Genomic DNA, 21,238 nt, shown 5'->3' with positions numbered 1-21,238 from the left:
GCCTTGTTCGTGATAATCCACTCAAATTTCAATGGACCTGTGCGCTGTGAGCATCAATCTACCCATGTCATTGCTGGCTGAAATGGTCATGTTTGTAAAGGTGGTCGAGGCCGGGAGTTTCTCCGAAGTGGCGCGCCAGCTCGGCACATCACCTTCGGCGGTCAGCCGCAGTGTGGCCCGACTGGAGAAAGCCCTGGCGATCCGCTTGTTGCAACGCACTACGCGCAAACTGCGCCTGAGTGATGATGGCGAGGAGGTCTTTAAACGCTGTTGCGAGGTGGCGGGTGCTGCGCAGTCAGTGATGGATCTTAGTGGGCGTTTTACTCAAAGCGCTGAAGGACTGATCCGGGTCAGCGTGCCCAAAGCGGTGGGGCGCTATGTGATTCACCCGCATATGCCCGAGTTTTTACGGCGCTACCCGAAAGTCGATGTGCAATTGATTCTGGAAGACCGTTATGTCGACCTGATTGATGACAACGTTGACTTGAGCATCCGCATCACCGATCAGCCGCCGCCGGGGTTGGTGGGGCGCCAGTTGTTCCCCATTGAGCATGTGCTGTGCGCTACGCCGGCTTATTTGACCGAGTACGGTGTGCCACTGCAGCCCGAGGATTTGCGTGGGCACAGCTGTATTTATCTGGGGGAAACCCCTGCCGATGCACGCTGGAAGTTCAAGCAGGGTGCCCGCTCGGTGACGGTTGGTGTAAGCGGACGTTATGCGGCCAATCACACTGGCGTGCGGCTGGATGCCGTATTGCAGGGCATAGGGATTGGCAGCCTGCCGTATTTCACCGCGCGGCAGGCGCTGGAGCAGGGGCAGGTCGTGCAAGTGCTGCCAGAGTGGAGTTTTATTGCTTCATACCATGGCGGGGCCTGGCTGCTGCATGCACCTTCGCGCTATCTGCCGCCAAAGATACGTGTATTTATTGATTTTCTGGTTGAGCGGATGGCACAAGAGCCGACCCTGAGTACGTACAAAATCCCGTAGCAGTTGGCGCAGGGTTTTGCGTCTAATCAAAAAAAGGCCCGCGCGGCTAAACCGGGCGGGCCTTGAATATTCAGCGTGGCAATCAGTGCTTGGGGCTATCTTCCGAGACCGGCAAGGCCATCAGCTGTTTTTCCTGGTTCCAGTCGAACGGCTCGTCGTTCTGCTCGGCTTCGTGACGACGCTCTTCCAGTGCCTCATACATGTCCAGTTCCTCATCGGAGAGGAAGTTGAAGCATGCACCGCCGAAGTACCACAGCAGGTCACGGGGCACCAGGTGGGCGATTTGCGGGTAGCGCTCGATAACCTGGCACATGATGTCCTGGCCCAGGTACTGGCTGTTGATCGGGTCTACCGGCAGCGAGCTGCGCATGTCGTCAAAGCGTTCCAGAAACAGCGCATGGCTTTCCTCGGGGATCTGCTCAGCATCACCGACAGCAACCAGGATGCTGCGCAGAATGTCGAGCAAGACAAGGTTGTGGTTCAGATCGTTGGTGGCCATTAGCGGGTGTCCTCTTGGGCAAAACGGGCGCGGGAGTATAAAGCCCCCGGCGCCCGTTGTCCTGTCAGCGTATCTTTCCTTCGCTGTGGCTGAGCTCTTCCTTGGAGAAGTCATCCACATCAATCACCTTGCGTCGCGCCGCTTCGGCGGTGCGCAAGGTGTCAGCTTCGGCCGGTTGCAGAATACCCGCTTGCAAGGCTGCATCGATGGAAGACTCTCCGGCGGCCGGGTTTAGCTGGCCACTTTTGAGCGCTTCGCGCAGTTTCTTGTGCAGCGGATGCGCCTCGTTGAGCAGGTCGCTGGCATGTTGCAGGGCGCCCACGGCGTCGTCCGGCGATTGCGGGCGATAGCAACCCGCGAGCACCGCCTCAAGGGTCGGGTCGCCTTTGGCGCGGCCCAGTACCGCAGCGACTTCGGCATCCAGTGCATCCGATGGCCCGGTATGACGTCGGCCAAACGGGAACACCACGACCCGCAGCAAGCAGCCCAGAGGGCGGCTCGGGAAGTTTTTCAGCAGTTCATCAAGGGCATGTTCGGCTTTGCCCAGGCTTTCCTCCATGGCCCATTTGAACAGCGGGTTGAGGTGTTCGGGGGAGTCCAGGTCGTGATAACGCTTGAGCGCGGCGCTGGCCAGGTACATATGACTGAGCACATCACCCAGGCGCGCCGACAGGCGCTCGCGGCGTTTCAGCTCGCCGCCCAGCAGCATCATGCTCAGGTCGGCCAGCAGGGCAAAGGCTGCCGCCTGGCGGTTCAGGGCACGGAAGTAGCCCTGACTGAGGGGGTTGCCTGGCGCATGTTCAAAACGGCCAAGACCCAGGTTCAAGACAAAGGTGCTGGCCATGTTGCTGATCGCAAAACGAATGTGTTTGAGCAGCAGATCGTCGAATTCTACCAGTGCCTGTTCTTTGTCCTCGCGTGCGGCCAGGGCCATTTCCTTGAGGACAAAGGGATGGCAGCGGATGGCGCCCTGACCGAAGATCATCAGGTTGCGCGACAGGATATTCGCGCCTTCCACGGTGATAAAGATCGGCGCGCCCTGCCAGTTGCGGCCAAGGTAATTGTTGGGCCCCATGATGATGCCCTTGCCGCCGTGCACGTCCATGGCGTGGCTGATGCATTCGCGGCCGCGCTCGGTGAGGTGGTACTTGAGAATCGCCGATAGCACCGAGGGTTTTTCCCCCAGATCCACCGCGTTGGCGGTGAGCATGCGCGCGCTGTCCATCAGCCAGGCGTTGCCGCCGATACGTGCCAGGGCTTCCTGAATGCCCTCGAAGGCGGCCAAAGGCACATTGAATTGCTCACGCACCTGGGCGTATTGCCCGGTGACCAGGCTGGTGAACTTGGCCGCCCCGGTGCCGACTGCCGGCAACGAAATCGAGCGCCCGACCGACAGGCAGTTCATCAGCATCATCCAGCCCTTGCCGAGCATTTCCTGGCCACCGATCAGATAGTCCAGGGGGATAAACACGTCTTTGCCCGAGTTCGGGCCATTCATAAAGGCCGCGCCCAAAGGCAGGTGGCGGCGGCCGATCTCGACACCGGGAGTGTCGGTGGGGATCAGCGCCAGGCTGATGCCCAGGTCTTCCTTGTCGCCCAGCAGGTGCTCGGGGTCATAAGCCTTGAACGCCAGGCCCAGCAGGGTGGCGACGGGGCCGAGGGTGATATAGCGTTTTTCCCAGTTCAGGCGCAGGCCAATGACTTCTTCACCCTGCCACTGGCCTTTGCAGATGATTCCGCTGTCGGGCATTGCGCCTGCATCCGAGCCCGCCAGGGGACCGGTGAGGGCAAAGCAGGGGATGTCATCGCCCCGGGCCAGACGTGGTAGGTAATGGTCACGCTGTTCGTCTGTGCCGTAGTGCAGCAGCAGTTCTGCCGGGCCCAGTGAGTTGGGCACCATTACGGTCGAGGCCAGATCACCGCTGCGGGTGGCCAGCTTCATCGCCACCTGGGAGTGGGCATAGGCTGAGAAACCTTTGCCGCCATAGGCTTTGGGGATGATCAGGGCAAAAAAGCCATGTTCCTTGATATGCGCCCAGGCGCGCGGTGGCAGATCCATGGCCTGACCGATTTCCCAGTCACTGACCATGGCACACAGCTCTTCGGTGGGGCCATCGATAAAGGCCTGTTCTTCTTCGGTGAGCTGGGCCTTGGGGTAGGCCAGCAGCTGGTTCCAGTCGGGGCGGCCGCTGAAGAGCTGGCCATCCCACCACACTGTGCCCGCGTCGATGGCATCACGTTCGGTTTGCGACATCGGTGGCAGTGTCTTTTGAAACCAGTTGAACAGCGGGGCGGTAAACACTTTGCGCCGCAGGTCAGGCAACAGCAGCAGGGCGGTTGGCGCTGCCAGCAGCAGCCAGAGGATGGCCAGCAACCAGCCCGGCACATGGCCGATCACACCCATTGCCAGCAGATAAACCGCCACCACGGCAATGATCGTCAGCGGGGCGATGCGCCGGTGAGCCATATAGGCAAGGCCGACAATCAGAACCAGTATCCACAACAACAGCATATTCAATCCTCCATGAAACCAAGGGGCATGCACCCTTGTGAGCTTAGTCGCAACTTTCGCCAAGGGTTATAAGGATAGTGACCTTGCGTTGCAGACGGAGTTCGGCATCCCGGCGTAGACTGCCCCGGCGTCTATCAATCAGGAGCCAGATCATGCTGAAAGTGTGGGGTCGCAAGAATTCGTCCAACGTGCGCAAGGCGTTGTGGTGTGTCGAAGAGTTGGCGTTACCGTATAGCCGGGTAGAGGCGGGCGGTGCATTTGGAGTGGTTAACAGCCCTGAGTATCGGGCGTTGAACCCAAATGGCCAGGTGCCGGTGATTGAAGAAGATGACGGCTTTGTGCTGTGGGAATCGAACACCATCGTGCGTTATCTGACTGCTAGATACGGCTCGGATACGTCCTGGTATCCGACCGATGCCCGTGTTCGGGCGCAGGCCGACAAGTGGATGGACTGGACCAGCACCACCTTTGCCGGGGTATTTCGCACGGTGTTCTGGGGTGTATTGCGTACACCTGCCGAACAGCAGGACTGGGTGGCCATTAACGCCGCAATCAAAGCCAGCGCTGAGTTGTTGACCATTGTTGATCGGGCACTGGCAGATAAACCCTACTTGTCCGGTGATGAAATCGGCATGGGCGATATACCGCTGGGATCGTTTATCTATGCCTGGTTTGAAATGCCTATCGAACGCCCGCCGTTGCCGCATCTGAGTGCCTGGTATGAGCGCCTGAAGCAGCGTCCGGCCTACCGGAATGCTGTGATGACTGCGTTGACTTAATAGCCACTATTAATACGGGCGACTGTACTTGTGCGACGAGGCCAAGCACCATAGGGCCTTGTCGGACTTGTCCTACAGGCGGTTCGCCCTTATTAATACCTCCCCTTTCCCCATCTTGGTGCGTAATCCAATATGAGTTCCGCTCTGTCCATACGGCAGCTAACCAAAACCTACGGCAACGGTTTCCAGGCCCTGAGTGGTATCGATCTGGATGTTGCCGAAGGTGACTTTTTTGCCCTGCTCGGCCCCAACGGCGCTGGCAAATCCACCACCATCGGCATTCTCTCGACCCTGGTCAACAAATCCGGCGGTACGGTGAATATCTTTGGTCATGATCTTGATCGCAATCCGGCAGCCCTTAAGCGCTCGATTGGCGTGGTGCCACAGGAATTCAACTTTAACCAGTTTGAAAAGACCTTCGATATCGTCGTGACCCAGGCGGGTTACTACGGGATTCCGGCGAAAGTCGCCAAGGAACGCGCCGAAAAGTACCTGACCCAGTTGGGGCTTTGGGACAAGCGCGACACGCCTTCGCGCTCGTTGTCCGGTGGCATGAAGCGTCGCCTGATGATTGCCCGTGCCCTGGTGCACGAACCACGTCTGTTGATTCTCGATGAACCGACTGCAGGTGTGGATATCGAACTGCGCCGCTCGATGTGGACCTTCCTCACCGGGCTGAACGAGCAGGGCACCACCATCATCCTCACCACCCATTATCTGGAAGAGGCTGAGCAGCTGTGCCGCAATATCGGCATCATCGATCACGGCACCATTGTCGAAAACACCAGCATGCGCCAGTTGCTTGGCCAACTGCATGTTGAAACCTTTTTGCTCGACTTGAAATACCCGTTGCAGGTGCCACCGCATTTGATCGGTTATCCGAGCCAGTTGCTCGATGCCACTACGCTGGAAGTGCAAGTGGACAAGGTTGTGGGTATCACCGGCCTGTTTACGCAACTGGCCGCACAGCACATCGAAGTGGTGAGCTTGCGTAACAAAACCAATCGCCTTGAGGAGCTGTTCGTGTCGTTGGTCGAGAAAAACCTGGCGAAGGTGGCGGTATGAGTACGGAGCTGCGCCCCAACCTGATAGCCCTTAACACCATTGTTTACCGTGAAGTCCGCCGCTTTATGCGGATCTGGCCGCAGACCCTGCTGCCGCCGGCGATCACCATGGTTCTGTACTTTGTGATCTTCGGTAACCTGATTGGTCGGCAAATCGGCGATATGGGTGGTTTCACCTATATGGAGTACATCGTGCCGGGCCTGATCATGATGTCGGTGATCACTAACTCCTACGGTAACGTGGTGTCGAGCTTCTTTGGTGCCAAGTTCCAGCGCTCGATCGAAGAGCTGATGGTCTCGCCGGTTTCGCCGCACACCATCCTGATCGGTTTTACCGTGGGCGGGATCTTGCGTGGCCTGATCGTGGGGTTGATCGTGACCCTGCTGTCGCTGTTTTTTACCCATCTGCAGGTACATCACCTGGGCCTGACCATTGTGGTGGTGGTGCTGACCGCTACGATCTTCTCGCTGCTGGGGTTTATCAACGCCGTATTTGCACGTAACTTCGACGATATTTCGATTATCCCGACCTTCGTGCTGACGCCGCTGACGTACCTGGGCGGGGTGTTCTACTCGATCACGCTGCTGCCGCCGTTCTGGCAGAGCGTATCGCTGGCCAACCCGGTGCTGCATATGGTCAACGCTTTCCGTTACGGCATTCTTGGGGTGTCGGACATCAAGATCAGCGTAGCCCTGACCTTTATGGTGGTAGCTACCATCGTGCTGTACTTCGGCTGCGCCAAGCTGCTGGTCAGCGGGCGGGGGATGCGCCAGTAATTTTTCAATGTGGGGCCCGCTCCCACAGATCTACAGGTGAAGTGCCACCCATAAGAAAGGCCCCTTTTGGGGCCTTTCTTATGGGCGCTTGTTTTTGCGGCCCTTCCATTTGCGACTGACCCACCAGCGCCAATAGAGCATGGTCAGGCAATAGGCCAGCGCTCCCAGCACCACGCCGCAGACCACTGAGCCCAGCAGGAACGGCTGCCACACGGTAGACAGCTGACCGCTGATCCATTCCCAGGTCAATTCGTCTGGCAGGGTGCGTGCCGGTACGTTCATCAGCCAGGCACCCAGCTTGTAGGTGCAATAAAACACCGGGGGCATGGTGATCGGATTGGTCAGCCATACCAGGCCCACGGATATTGGCATATTGCTGCGTACGTTTATCGCCAGAAAAGCGGCCAGCAGCATCTGGAATGGCATGGGGATAAAAGCTGCAAAAATGCCCACCGCCATCGCCCGTGCCACGGAGTGACGATTGAGGTGCCAGAGGTTGGGATCATGCAGCAAGGTGCCCAAGAATCGTAAGGACTTGTGTTCCCTGATCAGGGCCGGATCTGGCATGAAACGTTTGATTAAACGCCGTGGCATGGGCCTCTCCCTAGGTCGAGGGGGCAGTATGCCCAAATTCGACAGGATGCCTATTCAGACTTTGTGACAATTTCTTAAGCGCAGCTTCCCGATCCCGGCTAATCCGAGTTAAAGGGATAAGTTGAGTATAGGCATGTACACAGGGATGTTTGCGCTGGCAGCTGGCCTGATTACGCTGCGATTTTTACCGGTTTTACCCTCTGCAGGTTGGTTGCTGCTGATGTTGGCAGCGGCGGTTTTGCTATTGGCTTCACGCGCCTGGCCGGTCGGGCTTTTTATACTTGGACTGGCTTGGGCCTGCGTTCAGGGGCAAAGGGCGCTGGATGACCGTCTGGCGGATTCCTTTGATGGGCGCACGTTTTGGGTTGAAGGGCGTGTGATCGGGTTGCCGCAACAGGGTGAAAACTCCGTTCGCTTTGAATTGCAGGGGGCGAAGTCGCGTCACGGCCCTTTGCCCGCGACCATCAGGCTGAGCTGGTATGGCGGGCCGTCGGTAAACAGCGGCGAGCGCTGGCGGCTGCTGGTCAAACTCAAGAAGCCCAAGGGGTTGCTCAATCCGCAAGGGTTTGATTTTGAGGCCTGGTTGCTGGCGCAGCGTATTGGTGCCACGGGCACGGTTAAACAGGGGCAGTTACAGGCTAAAGCCAGCCACGCCTGGCGTGACGGCTTGCGCCAGCGACTGTTGCGTGTTGATGCCAATGGCCGGGCAGCGTGGCTGGCAGCGCTGGTCATGGGGGACGGCTCGGGCCTGAGCCGCGACGACTGGACGCTGCTGCAAGCGACCGGGACGGTGCATTTGCTGGTGATCTCGGGCCAGCATATTGGTCTGTTGGCTGGCTTGATCTACGGCTTTATTGCTCTGCTGGCGCGTTATGGTCTGTGGCCACGATTTTTCCCGTGGTTGCCCTGGGCTTGTGCTCTGGCATTCGTGGGGGCCACGGGGTACGGCCTGCTGGCGGGTTTTGAGGTGCCGGTGCAGCGCGCCTGCGTAATGCTCGGCCTGGTGCTGGCCTGGCGCTTGTGGTTTCGCCATCTGGGAGTATGGCTGCCCTTTATTCTGGCGCTCAATGCGGTGCTGATCGTCGAGCCTCTGGCGAGTTTGCGCGCAGGCTTCTGGTTGTCCTTCAGTGCAGTAGCGGTGCTGCTCTTTACCTTCAGCGGCCGTTTGGGCGCGTGGGGCTGGCGGGCCATGTGGCTGCGCCCCCAGGGCCTGATCGCTCTGGGTTTGTTTCCGATGCTGTGGATCCTCGATTTGCCCATCAGCCTGACCGGGCCATTGGCCAATCTGGTGGCGGTGCCCTGGATCAGCCTTGCAGTGCTGCCCACCGCACTGCTGGGGACCTTGTTGCTGCCTGTGCCCTGGCTGGGGGAAAAGCTGTTGTGGGTGTCGGGTGGACTGATCGATTTGCTGGTTCAAGGGTTGAGCCTGCTGGCCGGTGTGGTCACCCCCTGGTTGCCCGAATCGGTGCCGTTTTATATTTGGCTGTTGAGTGCCGCCGGGGCAGTGATCCTCTTGTTGCCCGCCGGGTTTGTGTTACGGCCGTTGGGCTGGCCGCTGGTACTGCTGGCGGTATTTGTGCCCCGCGAACAGATCCCCCACGGTCAGGTCGAGGTGCTGCAACTGGATGTCGGTCAGGGTCTGGCGATTGCTTTGCGTACCCGCAATCACACCCTTCTATACGACGCAGGCCCCAAGTTTGGGAATTTGGATCAGGGGGAGCGGGTGGTGGTGCCTGTTTTGCGTTCTTTGGGGGTGGGTAAGCTGGATTTGATGCTGCTCAGCCACGCCGATTCGGATCATGCCGGTGGTGCGCTGGCGGTGCAGCGGGGGTTCAGTGTGGCGCGAGTAGTCGGCGGTGATGTACCGGGTTTGCCTGAGCAATTACGCGCGCAACCCTGTGTCAGCGGGGAGACGTGGGAATGGGATGGCGTGAGATTTTCACTCTGGCGGTGGCCGGGGGCGAGCGACAGCAATCAAAAGTCCTGCGTGTTGCAGGTGCAAGCCAACGACGAACGGCTGCTGCTGACGGGGGATATTGATGCGCACGCAGAGCGGGACTTTGTGCGCAGCCCGTTGGCAGTCCCGACGCAGTGGCTGCAGGCGCCGCATCACGGCAGCCGTACCTCGTCATCGATGGTGTTGCTCAAGGCGCTAGCTCCGGACAGGGTGTTGATCTCCCGTGGCCACGGCAATGCGTATGGGCATCCCCATCCTCAAGTCATTGCACGGTATAAGGCTTTGGGTGTACAGGTGCTCGATAGCGCGGAGCAGGGGGCCATAAGGTTTCGTCTTGGTGGGTTTGGCGAGGCGCAAGGCATGCGCGACCAATGGCGGTTTTGGCGCAGCAGCCCTGGCTGACAGGTGTGGGAGCGGGCTTGCCCGCGATGCAGGCGGTATGTATGTAAAACTGCGCTGATCCCATCGCGAGCAAGCCCGCTCCCGCAAGTGCCGAGGCCGTTGCTCCGCTCAAGGTCGCAGGCAATCCTGTGGTAGAGTGGCGCACTTTTTCGAGGGGATTGTCACTGTGTGGGAACTGGTCAAATCCGGCGGCTGGATGATGCTGCCGATCATTCTGAGCTCTGTTGCCGCGCTGGGCATTATCGCCGAGCGCCTGTGGACCCTGCGTGCCAGCCGCGTGACCCCGGAGCATCTGCTCGGCCAGGTCTGGGTCTGGATCAAAGACAAGCAGATGGACAAGGAAAAACTCAAGCAACTGCGCGCCGACTCGCCTCTGGGGGAAATCCTCGCTGCGGGCCTGGCCAACTCCAGGCATGGTCGCGAGATCATGAAAGAGTGCATCGAAGAGGCCGCCGCCCGAGTAATCCACGAGCTTGAGCGCTACCTCAATATCTTGGGCACGATTGCTGCGATGGCGCCTCTGTTGGGGCTGCTGGGTACCGTACTGGGCATGATCGATATCTTCAGTTCATTTATGGGCTCGGGCATGACCAGCAATGCCGCCGTGCTGGCGGGCGGTATTTCCAAGGCTCTGATCACCACGGCTGCCGGCCTGATGGTGGGTATTCCTGCGGTGTTCTTCCATCGTTTCCTGCAGCGTCGCGTCGATGATCTGGTGGTCGGCATGGAGCAAGAAGCGATCAAACTGGTTGAAGTGGTGCAGGGCGACCGCGAAGTCGACATGGTCGGGAGCAAAGCGTGAAATTTCGCCGCAAGCCCCGGGAAACGGTGGATATCAACCTCGCGTCATTGATTGACGTGGTGTTTATCCTGTTGCTGTTTTTTGTTGTGACCACCACCTTTACCCGCGAAACCCAGTTGCGCGTCGATTTGCCCGAGGCCGTCAGCGGCTCGCCCAGCGAAGAGCAGAACAGCAAGCAGCTGGATATCGCCATCAGTGCTGACGGGGTATTTTCGGTCAATAACCAGTTGTTGCCCAAGAACGATCTGGCAAGCCTGATGGAGGCGCTGCAGAAAGAGTCCGGCGGTGATACCCGCTTGCCACTGTCCATCAGTGCCGATGGCAAAACCCAACACCAGGCGGTCATTACCGCGATGGATGCGGCCGGCAAGCTTGGTTTCACGCATTTGCGCATGACCACCGTTGAGGCGCAGACGACTCCCTGATGGCCATGTCCGATCGTTTACTGCGTGCCTGGTACACCGGGCACCCGCTGCTGGGCTTGTTGCGTCCACTTGAGTGCCTGTATCGCCGGGTAGTGGAGCGCAAGCGGGCGCGTTTTGTCGCCGGTGCGGGTGAGATCTACCGCCCTGCGGTACCGTTGGTCGTGGTGGGTAATATCACGGTCGGCGGTACAGGCAAGACGCCATTGATCCTGTGGCTGATCGAGCATTGCCAGCGCAATGGCCTGCGGGTCGGTGTGGTCAGTCGCGGCTACGGCGCCAAGCCGCCGCAACTGCCGTGGCGCGTAAGCGCTGAGCAGAGTGCCACGCAGGCGGGGGACGAGCCCTTGCTGATCGTGCAGCGTACCGGTGTGCCCCTGATGATCGACCCCGACCGCAGCCGTGCGGTCCAGGCCTTGCTGGCCAGCGAGCCGCTGGACCTGATCCTGTCGGACGACGGCTTGCAGCACTACCGCCTGGCGCGAGATCTGGAACTGGTGCTGATCGACAATGCCAGGGGCCTGGGTAATGGCCGCTGCCTGCCTGCCGGGCCGCTGCGTGAGCCGGCCGAGCGCCTGCAGAGTGTCGATGCCGTGTTGTACAACGGCGCTGCCAGTGATCCCCAGGGCGGTTTTGCCTTTGTATTGCAGCCCACTGCACTGGTCAATCTGGTCAGCGGTGAGCGTAAGGCGCTGGACTTTTTTCCTGCTGGGCAAGCGCTGCATGCGGTGGCCGGGATCGGTAACCCTCAGCGTTTCTTCACGACCCTTGAAACGCTACACTGGCGGCCAATTGCCCATGCTTTTGCCGACCACGCGCCTTATAGCGCTGAACTGTTGAATTTCTCGCCGCCATTACCCGTAGTCATGACCGAAAAAGACGCGGTGAAGTGCCGTGACTTCGCGTCACCTGACTGGTGGTATCTGGCGGTTGACGCAGTGCCGTCCGCGGCCTTTGTGCAGTGGTTTGAGCAACAATTGCTGCGTCTTTTACCTGATCGTCTTTTACCCTAACTCATCTCAAGGGGAACATTTATGGACACCAAGCTGCTCGATATCCTCGCCTGCCCTGTTTGCAAAGGCCCGCTCAAGCTCAGCGCCGACAAGACCGAACTGATCAGCAAGGGCGCAGGCCTGGCTTACCCGATCCGTGATGGCATTCCGGTAATGCTGGAAACCGAAGCCCGCACCCTTACTGCCGAAGAGCGTCTGGATAAATGATCCCGGTTTTTACCGTCGTTATCCCGTCGCGCTTTGCCTCGACCCGTTTGCCCGGCAAGCCGCTGCAAATGATCGCCGGCAAGCCGATGGTCCAGCATGTCTGGGAGCAGGCCTGTAAAAGCAGCGCCCAGCGAGTGGTGGTTGCCACCGACGATGCGCGCATTGTCGAGGCCTGCAAGGCGTTCGGTGCCGAGGTGCTGCTGACCCGTGCCGATCATGAGTCGGGTACTGACCGTCTGGCTGAAGTGGCCACGCAACTGGGCCTGGCCAGCGATGCCATCGTGGTCAATGTGCAGGGGGACGAGCCCATGATTCCACCGCGGGTGATCGATCAGGTAGCTGTCAACCTGGCCGCCCACAGCGAAGCGAGCATGGCTACCCTGGCCGAGCCGATCGATGATGTCGAGACCCTGTTCAATCCGAATGTGGTCAAGGTGGTCAGCGATATCAACGGCCTGGCGCTGACCTTCAGTCGGGCTACGTTGCCCTGGGCGCGGGATGACTTCGCCGTACACCCGGACGCATTGCCAGCAGGTGTGCCTTATCGTCGCCATATCGGCATCTATGCCTATCGCGCGGGCTTCCTGCATGACTTCGTCAGTTGGGGCCCTTGCTGGCTGGAAAATACCGAGCGCCTCGAACAGCTTCGAGCGCTGTGGCATGGCGTGCGCATTCATGTGGCTGACGTGCTTGAAGCTCCGCCGGCCGGTGTGGATACCGCAGAAGACCTTGAGCGTGTTCGGCGGTTGCTGGAGTCATGAGTCTGGACATGCAAGTCAATGCGTCGCTCAAGCCCTACAACAGCTTTGGCGTGGATGTGAAGGCGAGCCTGTTTGCCCAGGCCCATAACGATGCCGATGTACATGAGGCGTTGCTGTGTGCGGTAGAGCACAAGCTGCCGTTGCTGGTGATAGGCGGTGGCAGCAATCTGCTGTTGACCGGCGACGTTGCTGCTCTGGTTTTGCGCATGGCCAGTCGCGGCATCCGCTTGCTGGAAGATGACGGCGAGCGGGTGGTGGTCGAGGCCGAGGCGGGCGAGGTCTGGCACGCCTTTGTGCTGTGGACTCTGGAGCAAGGCCTGTCGGGGCTGGAAAACCTCAGCTTGATCCCAGGCACCGTAGGGGCTGCACCGATGCAGAACATTGGCGCCTACGGTGTCGAGATCAAGGATGTATTCGCTGGCCTGACCGCCCTCGACCGGCAAACCGGCGAGCTGCGCGAGTTCAGCCTGGCCGAGTGCAACTTTGCCTACCGTGACAGCCTGTTCAAGCAGCAGGCCGGGCGCTGGTTGATTCTGCGGGTGCGCTTTGCCCTGAGCCGGGCTGTGCACTTGCATCTGGAATACGGCCCGGTGCGTCAACGCCTGGTCGAACAGGGCATTGAACAGCCGACGGCCAGCGATGTAAGCCGGGCGATTTGCAGTATTCGTAGCGAAAAACTGCCGGACCCTGCGGTGCTGGGCAATGCTGGCAGCTTCTTCAAGAATCCGCTGGTCTCGGCGGTGCTGGCAGCCGAGCTGAAATCGACCCATCCCGGCCTGATTGGTTATCCGCAAGCGGACGGTCAGGTCAAACTGGCGGCAGGCTGGTTGATTGAAGCGGCGGGCTGGAAAGGTTTTCGCGAGGCGGATGCCGGGGTGCATCGTTTGCAGTCGCTGGTGCTGGTCAACTATGGATCGGCTACCGGTCTGCAGCTGTTGGCCCTTGCCCAGCGCATTCAGGCAGATATCCAGCAGCGCTTCGCAGTGCAGCTGGAGATGGAACCCAACCTGTACTAGCAGTCTGGACACTCAATGAAGCAATTACCGGCAGCGGCGCTGGCGTTGGCACTGGTGACGTTGACCGGTTGTGTCACTGCCCCGCCCAAAGACCAAAACAATCTGTGCAATATCTATCGTCAATACCCGGCCTGGTACAAAGACTCGGTAGCGATGCAGGAGCGCTGGGGCACGCCTGTGCATGTTGCGATGGCAATCATGAAGCAGGAAAGCAGTTTCGTCGCCGATGCACTGCCGCCTCGCGATTACCTTTTGTGGGTTATCCCGTGGGGCAGGGTCAGCCCGTCCTACGGTTATGCACAGGCTCAGCCGCCGGCATGGCGTGACTTTGAAAGCAGCATGGGCAGCTCCGGCTCGCGCGACAACTTTGCTGACACCATCATGTTTATCGGTTGGTACACCGCCGGAACCCAGCGACAACTGGGAATCTCCAAGTGGGATACCTACAACCAGTACCTGGCGTATCACGAGGGCAGGGGTGGCTACAGTCGCAATACGTATCGTGCCAAACCCTGGTTGATGCAAGTGGCGCGTAAAGTCGAGCAGCAGTCCAAAACCTATGGTGCGCAGCTTGGCCAGTGTCGCGGTGAGCTGGAAAAAGGTCGTCGCTCGTTCTGGCCTTTTTGATAATTGCGTAACTCAAGTATAAAAAAGCCCCGCCAGTTCAGAACTGGCGGGGCTTTTTAGTGGCCTTGGGAATTAGGCGAGGGGTTTATCCTCGTGCTCCTTTTCCTGGGCTACAGCTTCGTGTGCAGGTGCCTGAGCGGCAGCGGCGGCTGCAGCAGCTGCCTCTTCACGCTTGCGGCGACGCACTTCACGCGGGTCATTAGGCGCGCGACCGTTGCTTGGGGCGCTGGCAGCCGGAGCTGCTGCAACCACTACCTCAACCACTTCAGTTGCGACAACAGCTTCAACCGGAGCTGGCTGTGCGATCACTGCAGCTTCGACCACGGCTTCAGCGGCTACCACTTCAGTGGCTGCAGGCTCTGCTGCAGCCACTGGCTCTGGTGTGGCCTCAACAGTGGCAGGCTCTGCAACTGGCTCGCGGACAAAGCGGGCTTCCTTGACAGGCTGCGGTGCTTTTTCGATAACCGGAGTCTCGACCACTGGCGCTTCTGCCACGGTTTCGATCACTGGCTCTGGAGCAGCGGCAACTGGCTCGGCAACTACCTGAACTTCAGGTTGTGCTTCTTGAACCGGTGCAACCTCAACTTCAGGCGCTTTGACTGCTTCGATCGGAGTCACTGCTTCCACAACCGGGGCTTCTGCTGCCGGGGTTTCGGCAACGGCTACTTCTACAGGAGCGGCCTCAACAACAGGTGCCGGGGCAGCAGGTGCTTCAACAGCAACCACTTCCTTGTCCGCTTCAACGACGGCTACGGTTTCAGTCGGGGCCGATTCCTGAGTCGCTTCAGTGGCACGTTCTGCTTGATGGTGAGCCTGGGCTTCAGCTGGAGCGCTGATAACCTGGCTGGCAACGACTTCAGTCACGGCCACGGCAGCGGCTACTTCTGATGGGGTTGCAGGCGCGTTCTGGCTGTTGCCTTCTTCGCCGTTCTCTTCCGAACCTTCAATCACGTTGCCGTTGGCATCACGTTGACGTTCGCGACGGTTGCTGCGACGACGCTGGCCACGGGAGCGACGACGTGGACGATCGCCTTCGGCGTTGTCCTGTGTCTCGTCCTGGGACTGCTCTTCAGCGTTCAGGACTTCTTCGTCTTCAGCAGCGGCTACAACCTGCTCTTCGCGTGGTGCACGTTCTTCGCGAGGGGCGCGTGGCTGACGTTCTTCACGCGGTGGGCGTGGTGCACGCTCTTCAGCTACGGCTGCGGTGGCAGCAGCAACGGCAGGCGCTGCATCCAGAGGCTCGCGCAGTTCACGTACGCGTTCTTCGCGTTCGCCACGAGGCTTGCGGTCTTCACGTGGGGCGCGTGGTGCTCGCTCTTCACGAGGTGGACGCGGTGCGCGCTCTTCGCGAGGGGCTTGAGCCACAACCGGCGTTTCTTCGCGTGGGCTGCGCTCTTCGCGTGGTTCACGAGCAGCACGTTCTTCACGTGGAGCACGCTCTTCGCGCGGCTTACGCTCTTCGTCACGGCGACCGTTGCGGTTACGGCTTTGCTGGCGGCCGTTGCGACGCTCTTCGTTGCGCGCAGGGCGCTCAGGGGTTGCCGGTTTCTCGGCAACTACCGGAGCAGCAGGCTCTTCCTTGGAGGCGAACAGACTTACCAGCGACTTGACCAGGCCTTTGAACAGGCTTGGCTCGGCGATGGTAGCGGCTGGCGCAGGAGCAGGTGCGGCAGCAGCAGCGGCTTCGGTCGGAACCGGTGCCGAGGTGCGTGGCGGTGCAGTTTTAACGGCAGCTTCCTGGCGAACCAGGGTGCGGGTAGCGGCAGCCGGTTGAACTTCTTCCACTTCAGCGGCAGCAGCAGCGATTTCGTAGCTGGACTGGTTGGTGTGGGCTTCCGGGCTGTCATCACGCAGACGCTGAACTTCGAAGTGCGGCGTTTCGAGGTGGTCGTTCGGCAGAATAACGATGCGCGCGCGGGTGCGCAGTTCGATCTTTGTGATCGAGTTGCGTTTTTCGTTGAGCAGGAACGCAGCAACCGGGATTGGCACCTGGGCGCGTACTTCGGCAGTACGGTCTTTCAGGGCTTCTTCTTCGATCAGGCGCAGGATGGCCAGCGACAGCGATTCAACATCACGGATGATGCCGGTGCCGTTGCAGCGTGGGCAAACGATGCCGCTGCTTTCGCCCAGGGATGGACGCAGGCGCTGACGGGACATTTCCAGCAGGCCGAAGCGCGAGATGCGGCCCACTTGTACGCGGGCGCGGTCTGCTTCCAGGCATTCGCGGACTTTTTCTTCCACGGCGCGCTGGTTCTTGGCAGGGGTCATGTCGATGAAGTCGATGACGATCAGGCCGCCGATGTCGCGCAGGCGCAACTGACGGGCGATTTCTTCGGCTGCTTCAAGGTTGGTCTGCAGTGCGGTTTCTTCGATATCGCTGCCTTTGGTAGCGCGGGCCGAGTTGATGTCGATGGACACCAGGGCTTCGGTAGGGTCGATAACGATGGAGCCGCCGGAAGGCAGTTCAACGACGCGCTGGAACGCGGTCTCGATCTGGCTTTCGATCTGGAAACGATTGAACAGCGGAACGCTGTCTTCGTAGAGTTTGATTTTGCTGGCGTACTGCGGCATTACCTGGCGGATGAAGGTCAGGGCTTCGTCCTGGGCTTCAACGCTGTCGATCAGCACTTCGCCGATGTCCTGGCGCAGGTAGTCGCGGATGGCGCGGATGATCACGTTGCTTTCCTGGTAGATCAGGAATGGCGCGGCGCGATCCAGCGAGGCTTCTTTAATGGCGGTCCACAACTGCAGCAGGTAGTCGAGGTCCCACTGCATTTCTTCGCTGCTGCGGCCAAGGCCGGCAGTACGTACGATCAAGCCCATGTCAGCAGGGGCGATCAGGCCGTTCAGCGCTTCACGCAGTTCGTTGCGCTCTTCACCTTCGATGCGACGGGAGATACCGCCAGCACGCGGGTTGTTGGGCATCAGTACCAGGTAGCGGCCAGCGAGGCTGATGAACGTGGTCAGGGCTGCGCCCTTGTTGCCACGCTCTTCTTTTTCGACCTGAACGATAACTTCCTGGCCTTCGCTCAGGACGTCCTTGATGTTTACGCGGCCTTCGGGGGCTTTCTTGAAGTACTCGCGGGAGATTTCCTTGAGGGGCAGGAAGCCGTGGCGCTCAGAGCCAAAATCGACAAAGGCAGCCTCAAGGCTTGGCTCGATGCGAGTAATACGGCCTTTATAGATGTTGGCTTTCTTCTGCTCGCGTGCACCCGACTCGATGTCCAGGTCATAGAGGCGTTGGCCGTCTACCAGTGCAACGCGCAACTCTTCAGGTTGAGTTGCGTTAATCAGCATTCTTTTCATGTTGTACCGTCGGTTTCCGGGCTACCGGAAACGGCGTTCGGCACACACGACTTCTCATGGTCGGTGTCAGGTGCGTCAGGAGTTGTTGGCCACTCCTGTGTACAGCGAGGTTCGACCCTTGGGCCGAAGTCGCGACTTACGCTTCCTGCTTGCTGTGGTGCCTAGGCACCTCTTAAGCAAAAGTCTGGTCAGGAGGAGGAATCAACCGGCGGCTGTGGACGAGATGAAGCGTCTTGATAAAGCCTATTGCTACACAGTCCGGCGGTTGTGCATCTCCACCCTACACGTATCCCTGATAATTCGGGTGCTGCCGCGCGCAGAATCCGCAGCGGGTTGGCATTTACCGTGTTCTCCAAAAGGGGAGTTCACGCATCATGGCTAATAAAGGCGATGTTTCCGAAGCATTCGCTTGAAATTCCCGAGGCTGACTGCACTTTGTGAACTGGCCGTGAATGTCGGCGTAAAAGGCGAGTTTGCACTCTGCTTTCCAGGCTCGCTTCAGGCCTCATGTCACCTGCGCTTGTTACAACTCCAGGTCTTGCGTATCCAGCAAAAGCCCCGTAGGACGGCCTCGCGTCCTGATCAAGAGCGTTGGTCAGGGCCGGTTGTTCACCGCTAATCCTCTGTCCAGGCCGCTTTTGGCGGCGTTCGCGACTATAGCAGCAATGATTAAGTGCTTCAATTCCATAAAAAATTGTTATCATCCGCGGCATGACGACGACTACCCCCCCGACCCCCAGCGTCCAGCTGCTTGAGGTCTCGCCGGAATATGCCGGCCAACGCATTGACAACTTTCTACTTGCTCGGCTCAAGGGCGTTCCCAAGACCTTGATTTACCGCATTTTGCGTAAAGGCGAAGTGCGCGTGAACAAGGGGCGGATCAAGCCCGAGTACAAGCTGCAGGCCGGTGATATCGTGCGCGTGCCGCCGGTTCGCGTGCCTGAGCGCGACGAGCCGGTGCCGGTGGCGCAAGGTTTGCTGTTGCGCCTTGAAGCGGCGATTGTCTATGAAGACAAGGCGCTGATTGTATTGAACAAGCCTGCAGGCATCGCCGTACATGGCGGCAGCGGCCTGACCTTTGGCGTGATTGAAGCCTTTCGTCAGATGCGTCCCGACGCCAAGGAGCTGGAACTGGTGCATCGCCTGGATCGGGATACCTCCGGCCTGCTGATGATTGCGAAAAAACGCAGCATGTTGCGTCACTTGCACGAAGCCCTGCGCGGCGACGGTATCGACAAGCGGTATATGGCCCTGGTGCGCGGCAACTGGGCGGCTTCGATCAAGCAGGTGCGTGCGCCGCTGATGAAGAGCAACTTGCGCTCGGGTGAGCGCATGGTTGAAGTCAACGAAGATGAAGGCAAAGAGTCGGTTACCGTGTTCAAGGTGCTGCGCCGCTTCGGTGATTTCGCAACCATGGTCGAGGCGCGCCCGATCACTGGTCGTACTCACCAGATTCGTGTTCACACCCTGCATGCCGGGCATTGTATTGCCGGCGATACCAAATACGGCGACGAAGGTTTCTCCAAGGAGATCCGCGATCTGGGCGGCAAGCGCCTGTTCCTGCATGCGTACATGCTGACCGTGCCGATGCCCGATGGCGGCGAGATGAAATTCCAGGCCCCGGTGGATGAAATGTGGGCCAAAACCGTGGAGCGACTGAGTGTCCCTTACTGAGTACAAGCTGCTCATTTTCGACTGGGACGGCACCCTGGCCGACTCCATTGGTCGCATCGTCATCGCGATGCAGGTTGCAGCGCAGCGCTCGGGTCGTCCTGAGCGCGATGCGCATGCGGTCAAGGGAATCATCGGGTTGGGTTTGCCTGAGGCAATCCTGACCCTTTATCCCGATATGACGGCCGAGCAGGTGATTGCCTTTCGTCAGCACTATGCTGACGTCTATATCGCCATGGATGCCGAGCCGTCGCCGCTGTTTGCCGGGGTTCGGGAGTCGCTTGAGGCGTTTCGTGCCCAGGGTTATCGTCTGGCGGTCGCCACGGGCAAGGCTCGACGCGGTCTAGATCGCGTGCTCAAGGCTCACGGCTGGGAAGCGTTCTTCGATATCACCCGTGCTGCGGATGAGACGGCAAGCAAGCCTGACCCTTTGATGCTTAATCAGATTCTGGCTTATTGCGATGTGCGCCCGGATCAGGCATTGATGGTGGGCGATGCCTCCTTTGATTTGCTGATGGCGCGTAATGCGGGCATCGATTCGGTTGCGGTAGGCTATGGTGCTCAGACAATGGAGCGCTTGCTGACGTTCGAGCCCCGGTTGGCGATAAACAGTTTTCCCGAATTGCGCACCTGGCTCGATCGTCAGGTCAATTAAAGTCTTTGCTGGGGTAGTGCATGGTTGATCAATGGAAAGCGCCCTCTGCGGCTGAGGCGTCTGTCGGCGGAGATAAAAGCTGGCAGTTGCTGGAAAAAACCTTGTTGGCAGGTATCCAGGAGCAGCGCCGTGCGCGCCGTTGGGGGATTTTCTTCAAAGTCCTGATGTTCTGTTATCTGATTGCGGTGTTGGTGCTGTTTAGCCCGTTGATGGATATGGAGCGCAGTGCTGTCGGTGGCTCCAGCTACACCGCGCTGATCGATGTGCGTGGTCCAATTGCCGATAAAGAGCCGGCCAGTGCCGATAATCTGGTCACCAGCCTGCAGGCCGCGTTTGCAGATCCTCGGGTCAAGGGTGTGGTGTTGCGCATCAACAGCCCGGGCGGCAGTCCGGTGCAATCGGGTTATGTGTACGATGAGATTCGCCGTTTGCGCGGTCTGCACCCGGATACCAAGGTATATGCGGTGATCTCCGATCTGGGGGCCTCGGGTGCCTATTACATTGCCAGTGCCGCTGACCAGATCTACGCCGACAAGGCCAGCCTGGTGGGCTCGATTGGTGTGACGGCGGCGGGCTTCGGCTTTGTCGGGGCAATGGACAAGCTGGGTATTCAGCGTCGTGCCTACACCTCGGGTGATCACAAGGCGTTCCTGGATCCGTTCGAGCCAGAGAAGCCGGACGAAACCAAGTTCTGGCAGGGTGTCCTGAATGTGACGCACCAGCAGTTTATTGACAGCGTCAAGCAGGGGCGTGGTGATCGCCTGAAAGACAAGGAGCATCCTGAGCTGTTCTCCGGGCTGGTCTGGACTGGCCAGCAGGCGCTGCCGCTGGGTCTGATCGACGGTCTGGGCAATACCAGTTCGGTTGCCCGTGATGTGATCGGTGCCAAAGACCTGGTGGACTTCACGGTTCAGGAGTCGGCTTTCGATCGCTTCTCGAAAAAGCTCGGTGCCAGCGTGGCTGAGCAATTGGCAATGTGGATGGGCTTCCAGGGGCCGACTCTGCGCTGATAGTTGAGTGCTTCGAAAAAACCGGCCTGAGAGGGCCGGTTTTTTGTGGGTGACAAAAAAGAGCGGTTCTATATCGCGTAATTGAATGGACTCGCCCACGCCGAGGCGTCAATGCGCCACGGTGGCACTCTAAATAGCCAACGACAGCGAGGGCGAGTCCATGAAAAAGCATACTT

Annotated in this window: 19 protein-coding genes; 15 read left to right on the top strand and 4 right to left on the bottom strand. The window is 59.3% G+C overall.

Translation table 11 applies throughout. The annotated features are described in order from the left end of the window. The first annotated feature begins 46 nt into the window (after positions 1 to 46). Positions 47 to 988 carry a LysR family transcriptional regulator gene (locus tag ACZRMH_RS23200; protein WP_464015457.1) on the top strand — a complete coding sequence of 314 codons (942 nt, stop codon included), beginning with the start codon at positions 47 to 49 and terminating at the stop codon, positions 986 to 988. Positions 989 to 1,070: 82 nt separating this feature from the next. Here ACZRMH_RS23200 and ACZRMH_RS23195 read toward each other — a convergent pair whose 3' ends face one another. Both ACZRMH_RS23195 and ACZRMH_RS23190 read right to left on the bottom strand, forming a co-directional pair. Beyond that, the gene (locus tag ACZRMH_RS23195; RefSeq protein ID WP_464015456.1) at positions 1,071 to 1,487 is read right to left on the bottom strand and encodes a PA2817 family protein; all 417 of its coding nucleotides are present in this window, start codon (positions 1,485 to 1,487) and stop codon (positions 1,071 to 1,073) included. Between the two features lie 64 nt (positions 1,488 to 1,551). After that, positions 1,552 to 3,999, bottom strand: coding sequence for an acyl-CoA dehydrogenase (locus ACZRMH_RS23190; RefSeq protein ID WP_464015455.1), 2,448 nt, complete (start codon positions 3,997 to 3,999; stop codon positions 1,552 to 1,554). Positions 4,000 to 4,151: 152 nt separating this feature from the next. On the opposite strand from ACZRMH_RS23190, the gene ACZRMH_RS23185 reads away from it, so the two are divergent. The 3 genes from ACZRMH_RS23185 (at position 4,152) to ACZRMH_RS23175 (ending at position 6,619) form a co-directional block, all read left to right on the top strand. Then, positions 4,152 to 4,778, top strand: coding sequence for a glutathione S-transferase family protein (locus ACZRMH_RS23185; protein ID WP_464015454.1), 627 nt, complete (start codon positions 4,152 to 4,154; stop codon positions 4,776 to 4,778). Between the two features lie 132 nt (positions 4,779 to 4,910). Continuing rightward, positions 4,911 to 5,843, top strand: a complete 933-nt coding sequence (locus ACZRMH_RS23180) for an ABC transporter ATP-binding protein (protein WP_464015453.1) — start codon at positions 4,911 to 4,913, stop codon at positions 5,841 to 5,843. Continuing rightward, on the top strand, positions 5,840 to 6,619 hold the full coding sequence (locus ACZRMH_RS23175) for an ABC transporter permease (protein WP_464015452.1): 780 nt from the start codon (positions 5,840 to 5,842) through the stop codon (positions 6,617 to 6,619). The genes ACZRMH_RS23180 and ACZRMH_RS23175 overlap by 4 nt, the downstream gene beginning before the upstream one ends. A gap of 78 nt (positions 6,620 to 6,697) precedes the next feature. Here ACZRMH_RS23175 and ACZRMH_RS23170 read toward each other — a convergent pair whose 3' ends face one another. Further along, on the bottom strand, positions 6,698 to 7,213 hold the full coding sequence (locus tag ACZRMH_RS23170) for a DUF2062 domain-containing protein (protein WP_464015451.1): 516 nt from the start codon (positions 7,211 to 7,213) through the stop codon (positions 6,698 to 6,700). Positions 7,214 to 7,346: 133 nt separating this feature from the next. Here ACZRMH_RS23170 and ACZRMH_RS23165 point away from each other — a divergent pair, with 133 nt between their 5' ends. The 8 genes from ACZRMH_RS23165 (at position 7,347) to ACZRMH_RS23130 (ending at position 14,420) form a co-directional block, all read left to right on the top strand. Next, positions 7,347 to 9,572 carry a DNA internalization-related competence protein ComEC/Rec2 gene (locus ACZRMH_RS23165; protein ID WP_464015450.1) on the top strand — a complete coding sequence of 742 codons (2,226 nt, stop codon included), beginning with the start codon at positions 7,347 to 7,349 and terminating at the stop codon, positions 9,570 to 9,572. A gap of 166 nt (positions 9,573 to 9,738) precedes the next feature. Continuing rightward, positions 9,739 to 10,374, top strand: a complete 636-nt coding sequence (locus ACZRMH_RS23160; protein WP_464015468.1) for a MotA/TolQ/ExbB proton channel family protein — start codon at positions 9,739 to 9,741, stop codon at positions 10,372 to 10,374. Then, complete coding sequence (locus ACZRMH_RS23155) at positions 10,371 to 10,799, top strand: ExbD/TolR family protein (protein ID WP_464015449.1); 429 nt, start codon at positions 10,371 to 10,373, stop codon at positions 10,797 to 10,799. The genes ACZRMH_RS23160 and ACZRMH_RS23155 overlap by 4 nt, the downstream gene beginning before the upstream one ends. After that, positions 10,799 to 11,809: a tetraacyldisaccharide 4'-kinase gene (lpxK, locus tag ACZRMH_RS23150; RefSeq protein WP_464015448.1), complete on the top strand. Its 1,011-nt coding sequence runs from the start codon at positions 10,799 to 10,801 to the stop codon at positions 11,807 to 11,809. The genes ACZRMH_RS23155 and lpxK overlap by 1 nt, the downstream gene beginning before the upstream one ends. Before the next feature lie 21 nt (positions 11,810 to 11,830). Continuing rightward, positions 11,831 to 12,016, top strand: a complete 186-nt coding sequence (locus ACZRMH_RS23145) for a Trm112 family protein (RefSeq protein ID WP_086796064.1) — start codon at positions 11,831 to 11,833, stop codon at positions 12,014 to 12,016. Further along, entirely contained in the window at positions 12,013 to 12,777 is a 765-nt protein-coding gene (kdsB, locus tag ACZRMH_RS23140) for a 3-deoxy-manno-octulosonate cytidylyltransferase (protein WP_464015447.1), read from the top strand. The genes ACZRMH_RS23145 and kdsB overlap by 4 nt, the downstream gene beginning before the upstream one ends. Further along, positions 12,774 to 13,793 (top strand): UDP-N-acetylmuramate dehydrogenase, encoded by a 1,020-nt coding sequence (gene murB / locus ACZRMH_RS23135; protein ID WP_464015446.1) that lies wholly within the window; start codon positions 12,774 to 12,776, stop codon positions 13,791 to 13,793. Before kdsB ends, murB begins: the two co-directional genes overlap by 4 nt. Before the next feature lie 15 nt (positions 13,794 to 13,808). After that, positions 13,809 to 14,420, top strand: coding sequence for a transglycosylase SLT domain-containing protein (locus ACZRMH_RS23130; RefSeq protein ID WP_464015445.1), 612 nt, complete (start codon positions 13,809 to 13,811; stop codon positions 14,418 to 14,420). Between the two features lie 72 nt (positions 14,421 to 14,492). Here ACZRMH_RS23130 and rne read toward each other — a convergent pair whose 3' ends face one another. Next, positions 14,493 to 17,717 (bottom strand): ribonuclease E, encoded by a 3,225-nt coding sequence (gene rne, locus ACZRMH_RS23125; protein WP_464015444.1) that lies wholly within the window; start codon positions 17,715 to 17,717, stop codon positions 14,493 to 14,495. A 720-nt stretch (positions 17,718 to 18,437) separates the two neighbouring features. Here rne and rluC point away from each other — a divergent pair. Genes rluC through ACZRMH_RS23110 form a run of 3 tightly spaced genes read left to right on the top strand, consistent with a single transcriptional unit; the run spans position 18,438 to position 21,062 of the window. Continuing rightward, entirely contained in the window at positions 18,438 to 19,400 is a 963-nt protein-coding gene (gene rluC, locus ACZRMH_RS23120; RefSeq protein ID WP_464015443.1) for a 23S rRNA pseudouridine(955/2504/2580) synthase RluC, read from the top strand. Next, positions 19,387 to 20,052: an HAD-IA family hydrolase gene (locus tag ACZRMH_RS23115; RefSeq protein WP_464015442.1), complete on the top strand. Its 666-nt coding sequence runs from the start codon at positions 19,387 to 19,389 to the stop codon at positions 20,050 to 20,052. The genes rluC and ACZRMH_RS23115 overlap by 14 nt, the downstream gene beginning before the upstream one ends. A 20-nt stretch (positions 20,053 to 20,072) precedes the next feature. Next, positions 20,073 to 21,062, top strand: coding sequence for a S49 family peptidase (locus tag ACZRMH_RS23110; protein ID WP_464015441.1), 990 nt, complete (start codon positions 20,073 to 20,075; stop codon positions 21,060 to 21,062). The last annotated feature ends 176 nt before the right edge of the window (positions 21,063 to 21,238 follow it).

The sequence above is a fragment of the Pseudomonas sp. B414 genome (assembly GCF_055408445.1).
Note: the sequence above shows the minus strand (reverse complement) of the source record. Positions and strands in the feature narration are given on the sequence as shown.

Bases quoted from the DNA above. Each gene is read 5' to 3' on its own strand.
- ACZRMH_RS23195 (WP_464015456.1), bottom strand. From the start codon at position 1,487: ATGGCCACCAACGATCTGAACCACAACCTTGTCTTGCTCGACATTCTG.
- ACZRMH_RS23190 (WP_464015455.1), bottom strand. From the start codon at position 3,999: ATGCTGTTGTTGTGGATACTGGTTCTGATTGTCGGCCTTGCCTATATG.
- ACZRMH_RS23185 (WP_464015454.1), top strand. From the start codon at position 4,152: ATGCTGAAAGTGTGGGGTCGCAAGAATTCGTCCAACGTGCGCAAGGCG.
- ACZRMH_RS23180 (WP_464015453.1), top strand. From the start codon at position 4,911: ATGAGTTCCGCTCTGTCCATACGGCAGCTAACCAAAACCTACGGCAAC.
- ACZRMH_RS23175 (WP_464015452.1), top strand. From the start codon at position 5,840: ATGAGTACGGAGCTGCGCCCCAACCTGATAGCCCTTAACACCATTGTT.
- ACZRMH_RS23170 (WP_464015451.1), bottom strand. From the start codon at position 7,213: ATGCCACGGCGTTTAATCAAACGTTTCATGCCAGATCCGGCCCTGATC.
- ACZRMH_RS23165 (WP_464015450.1), top strand. From the start codon at position 7,347: ATGTACACAGGGATGTTTGCGCTGGCAGCTGGCCTGATTACGCTGCGA.
- lpxK (WP_464015448.1), top strand. From the start codon at position 10,799: ATGGCCATGTCCGATCGTTTACTGCGTGCCTGGTACACCGGGCACCCG.
- ACZRMH_RS23145 (WP_086796064.1), top strand. From the start codon at position 11,831: ATGGACACCAAGCTGCTCGATATCCTCGCCTGCCCTGTTTGCAAAGGC.
- kdsB (WP_464015447.1), top strand. From the start codon at position 12,013: ATGATCCCGGTTTTTACCGTCGTTATCCCGTCGCGCTTTGCCTCGACC.
- murB (WP_464015446.1), top strand. From the start codon at position 12,774: ATGAGTCTGGACATGCAAGTCAATGCGTCGCTCAAGCCCTACAACAGC.
- ACZRMH_RS23130 (WP_464015445.1), top strand. From the start codon at position 13,809: ATGAAGCAATTACCGGCAGCGGCGCTGGCGTTGGCACTGGTGACGTTG.
- rne (WP_464015444.1), bottom strand. From the start codon at position 17,717: ATGCTGATTAACGCAACTCAACCTGAAGAGTTGCGCGTTGCACTGGTA.
- rluC (WP_464015443.1), top strand. From the start codon at position 18,438: ATGACGACGACTACCCCCCCGACCCCCAGCGTCCAGCTGCTTGAGGTC.
- ACZRMH_RS23110 (WP_464015441.1), top strand. From the start codon at position 20,073: ATGGTTGATCAATGGAAAGCGCCCTCTGCGGCTGAGGCGTCTGTCGGC.